Origin of the sequence: Iodidimonas nitroreducens, from assembly GCA_000710935.1 — a bacterium.
In the GTDB taxonomy this organism is placed as follows: Bacteria; Pseudomonadota; Alphaproteobacteria; order Sphingomonadales; family Rhodothalassiaceae; genus Iodidimonas; species Iodidimonas nitroreducens.
This window is the reverse complement of record BAYV01000038.1, coordinates 1-3,933: the sequence shown is the minus strand read 5'-3', so window position 1 is coordinate 3,933 and position 3,933 is coordinate 1. Positions and strand designations below refer to the sequence as shown.

General features: G+C 48.2%; 5 protein-coding genes and 1 pseudogene. 5 read left to right on the top strand and 1 reads right to left on the bottom strand.

All coding sequences use genetic code 11. The features are described from left to right. The 4 genes from AQ1_RS15185 to AQ1_RS15335 form a co-directional block, all read left to right on the top strand. Window positions 1–581, top strand: a 581-nt coding sequence (locus tag AQ1_RS15185; protein WP_462687135.1) for a hypothetical protein, incomplete at its 5' end; no start/stop codon positions are given. Window positions 582–636: 55 nt separating this feature from the next. Further along, complete coding sequence (locus AQ1_RS14680) at window positions 637–1,497, top strand: DUF6624 domain-containing protein (protein ID WP_052371240.1); 861 nt, start codon at window positions 637–639, stop codon at window positions 1,495–1,497. A 247-nt stretch (window positions 1,498–1,744) separates the two neighbouring features. Continuing rightward, on the top strand, window positions 1,745–2,254 hold the full coding sequence (locus AQ1_RS11535; RefSeq protein ID WP_042087445.1) for a hypothetical protein: 510 nt from the start codon (window positions 1,745–1,747) through the stop codon (window positions 2,252–2,254). An 85-nt stretch (window positions 2,255–2,339) separates the two neighbouring features. Further along, window positions 2,340–2,501: a hypothetical protein gene (locus AQ1_RS15335; protein WP_161760585.1), complete on the top strand. Its 162-nt coding sequence runs from the start codon at window positions 2,340–2,342 to the stop codon at window positions 2,499–2,501. 76 nt (window positions 2,502–2,577) lie between these two features. Here AQ1_RS15335 and AQ1_RS11530 read toward each other — a convergent pair whose 3' ends face one another. Continuing rightward, entirely contained in the window at window positions 2,578–3,345 is a 768-nt protein-coding gene (locus AQ1_RS11530) for an ion transporter (RefSeq protein WP_042087444.1), read from the bottom strand. A 131-nt stretch (window positions 3,346–3,476) separates the two neighbouring features. Here AQ1_RS11530 and AQ1_RS14930 point away from each other — a divergent pair. After that, window positions 3,477–3,665 (top strand): annotated as a pseudogene (locus AQ1_RS14930) (IS5/IS1182 family transposase); the annotation flags it as partial. Between the last annotated feature and the right edge of the window lie 268 nt (window positions 3,666–3,933).

The following is a 3,933-nucleotide window of genomic DNA, read 5'->3' as shown; positions in this document are numbered from 1 at the left end:
CTTCCTGGCCGCAATCAAACTCGCTTCAATCCGTATTTGGCTTAGATTTTATGAGTCTACGGCCTAATCCAATGAAACTTTACCAATTAAAAAATAAGAATGGATATAATCCATTATTATTTCTTTCATATATAAATTGTAAAAATAGTGCATGTATTTTTACCTATTCATATAAATCATTTTTCCGAGCAACATTAAGCATTATTTTATCAACCTTCAATGTAGGATTAATTTTTTTTACAATAAAAATATCAAATATATCTGGATATGCACTTCTTTTTTCAACATTTATTTTTACAATAAATATGCTCTTTTATTTTTACAGTTTGATAGGTTCACGTTATTGCACCAAATTGCCTTTGCAAAAAAATGGGCGTGCGCCGGATATATTCGCAATGGAATGGTTTCTCATATTTTTATCTGGTGCGATGATTTGCATTTTTGGTTCACGATATTTCGATAGCGTTTTTAATTCTATAATTTTTATTTTGATTGGGATCATAGTTTTTCTATTCTCAACCCTACCTTTTTTTGGGGATCGAATTGCCGCAAAATTTGATAAGTCAGAATATGGCGCTTAACGGTTCAAATCCTTCTTCAAAATTCCTAACCCAGCGCACCGTGATAGCGGGTTTTATGCTGCTTTCATCGCTTTTCGCGGCGTCGGCTTCGGCGGTTCCGGCCCGGCCTGCGTCAGATGATCCCTTGCAGTGCATCGAGGCCGTGCACCTTGTTCTTTTCAAAAAGGCCGATCTGACTGACGGCCTGATTGGGTGCAGCATTCCGCGGGATTTGCCGCCGCTTCTTGCCACCGATTATGATATTCTCCTGAGCATGGAAAAACGGCGGGCAAGGCTTGGATTGGACCTGACGCCGGACGAGCAGGCTGCCTGCCATAAGCATAGCCTCGCCTTTTATCGAGATTTTTGGAATAAAGTGGGCGATACGGCCCCTGTTGATCCCGTCGCTTCGCCAAAGCTTCAGGATTTTATGCGCTCGGTCTGGCTGGAGGCCGAGCTGACCGGCGAAAGCGCGCGGCAATTTTTTGCCAATTCAGCTGATAGCACGCTTTGCATCGATCCGTTCTTCATTGTCGCCGTGCTGAGGACGCGCAACGCTGTCATCGCGGCCATGGACGACATGCTTGGCGCATTCAGCGAGGGATCGCTTCCTCAGAGTGCTGCTGAAACGCTCTGGCTTGCCACGCTTCATGCCGATAACCACCCCCTGTTGCAGCACAAGGCTGCCGATATTTTCGAGAAGGCAGCAAAGGCGGGTCGGTTTCCGGGAAAGCGGGCGGCCAATCTCGTTGATCGGTTGGAGCTTGCCGAAGGCCGCCCCCAGATTTATGGAACGCTTTACGATTGCGAGGATGGCAAGCTGCGCCCCCCATCGATCACCGATCCCGAGCAGATCGATGCCCGAAGAGCCGCCATCGGACTGACCCCCTACGCCACCTATATCAAGGAAAGCGAGGCCAAATGCCTGTCCCAATAGAATTTGGCCATGCCGATCTGCGTCCGTCATATGAAAGACTATATGGTGCATGATCAGCACACATGTCAGACGCTTCATCCCGGCCCATCAGCCTATCAGGCTCGTGGTTTTGGTGAACGACAAGATGTTCGATTATTAACGGGATATGTACGATCTTGTTCTATCGAAATTCTACTCGGAGATACCCACGATACAGAGACCTAAGCTGCACCACGCGCTGAATATGAAATAAGAGCGGAAACGAGCCATGGATGAAAACACTTCTAAAGAATCGTACCTCAGCAAACACAAGAAACTTCACCAAGAAAACAGTGTGGCTTTCCGAGAGGAAAAAGCCAAACTTACCTACTACATGCTTTCCCTGCCGTTTGCCTTGGCAAGCGTTGCTATCGCCTCGTTCCAATATCCAGAGCATTGGGTATTAATAGTGATTGAGATAACAGCATGGATTTTATTTCTCTGTGCAGGTGCGTCTGGACTGGTGGCGAAGCAAGCCATAGTTGAACGATATCGTGTTTCGTCATTGAAGCATAGTACCGCTTCATATTATATTGAGATAAACCACGTTATAACAAACGAAGATTACGATCTGTCCTTTTCACGAGAAAATGCAATCTTACGGGCGGAAAAAGTGGAATATAAAGCTGAAAGTTGGCATAAATGGTTTCTTATTGCTGGTAGTGTCGCATGGCTAATATCGCGGACACTCATTGCTGTAATGGTGGCGTTAGGGGCTGTTGGTGCAACTGGAAATTAGTTTAGGTCAGCCCAGCACGCAATATCAGGGTAAACTATCGCCAAGCTTATTCGCTATGGGAGCATAGACAATGAATTTAAAATTCATGGCATTGCTATCGACAATATTGGTTTTTGTTGAGGTGTGGTATTTTGATTTTGGTGTTGGCGGCCTCTTTGGAGGATTGTTGGCTGTAGGGTACTTGTATTATAGGGAAAAAAAGAAATTAGATCAAAATTCTGAAAAATCTTTAGCGAAAAATATATAGCTTTGATTTGCGGATATTTTTTGTTCTCACGTCTCGCCTACGCGTTATTTAATTCCCTTGACGCTTCCATCAGACTTTACTTTCTCCGTTTGGCTTCATCTTCCTCGGCCCTTGCTTTTGACAATGCAGATGCAAAAAGACCTGTGGGAACGGCAACAATGCCAAGCCCCACAATCACAACAAAAGCCGTGAAAACGCGCCCGCCCACAGTCACCGGATAGACATCGCCATAGCCAACGGTGGTTAATGTCGCCACCGCCCACCAAAGCGCATGAAACACCGATTGAAAGGCCTCTGGCTGCGCCTCGTTTTCAAAGAAATAGATACCCGTTGCCGCGAGGAACAAAACGATCATGGCCGCCGTGCCGAATAGGATCAATTCATCCCTGGCAATAAAAAAAGCGCGGTGGAAACGATTGATCGCCGGGCCATAGCGCAACAATTTGAGCAGCCGTAAAAGCCGCAATGCGCGGATCGCGCGCAGGTCCATGCCGAATGCCAGATAAAAGGGCAAGGTGGCGGCAAGATCGACGAGCCCAAAAAAACTGAAAATAAAGCGCGGCCTGCTATCTGCCACAAGCAGTCTTGTCAGATATTCCAATGTGAAAATGACTATTGAGAAAATTTCAAAGCCCGCCAAGGTGATGCGCAGATTTTCCGGGATGCTGGGGAGCGTATCGATAGAAAAGGCGATGAGATTGAGAATGATGAGGAATTGGATACCCCCATCGAACAGACGCCCTGCCCGACTATCGCGCCGCTCAATAACGGCCTTAAGGCGGAGGAAAGGACGGACGCGGGTCACCACGCCGTCCGCCGTCTCGCTTTCCTCCCGAACCGCCATCCTCACCCTCCCCTTTTTCATCGGCATGAGTATCTAATCTGGAATTAAGATAATTTATATCAATGTGTTAGCTTGACGCCGCACCTTTTCGTTGTTTCAAGATTTTTGCAAAAAACCTGAAGAGATCAACGATCTGGACCGATACCACTTGGGCGCAGCATGCCCGACCCGGGCTGCGCCTGCCAAGCGATTTAACCGACGCTGAATGGGCGCTGTTGGAACCATTGCTGCCGCCGCTGAGGGCTGTCGGCCATCCGCGCAAATGTCCGCTGCGACGGATAAGTCGAGGTGATCCTGCCGCCCGACGAGGCGATGCTCCGGGAGGGCCGGTCACAAGACCCTAATGTGCTCCGCGCCATCGCCCTGCTATTAATGGAAGCCTGCCACGAATGCTATGGCCGTAAGTGTGAGGTGGGCATCGAGCGGCGGATAAAGTTCAAAGGCCCTCGGGTCTGGACCTGTCGCGGTTTGGTGCCGCTCCTTTGATAGCGTAATGTGCAGCAAAGGAGATAACTCATGGGCACAGGTGAACCGCCCCGGGATTGCCGGAGGCCATTTGGTTTAAGTTAAGCGGCCATGTCGGTTTCG

Excerpts from the sequence above, each read along its gene's own strand:
- AQ1_RS14680 (WP_052371240.1), top strand. The coding sequence starts at position 637 with ATGCTGCTTTCATCGCTTTTCGCGGCGTCGGCTTCGGCGGTTCCGGCC.
- AQ1_RS11535 (WP_042087445.1), top strand. The coding sequence starts at position 1,745 with ATGGATGAAAACACTTCTAAAGAATCGTACCTCAGCAAACACAAGAAA.
- AQ1_RS15335 (WP_161760585.1), top strand. The coding sequence starts at position 2,340 with ATGGCATTGCTATCGACAATATTGGTTTTTGTTGAGGTGTGGTATTTT.
- AQ1_RS11530 (WP_042087444.1), bottom strand. The coding sequence starts at position 3,345 with ATGGCGGTTCGGGAGGAAAGCGAGACGGCGGACGGCGTGGTGACCCGC.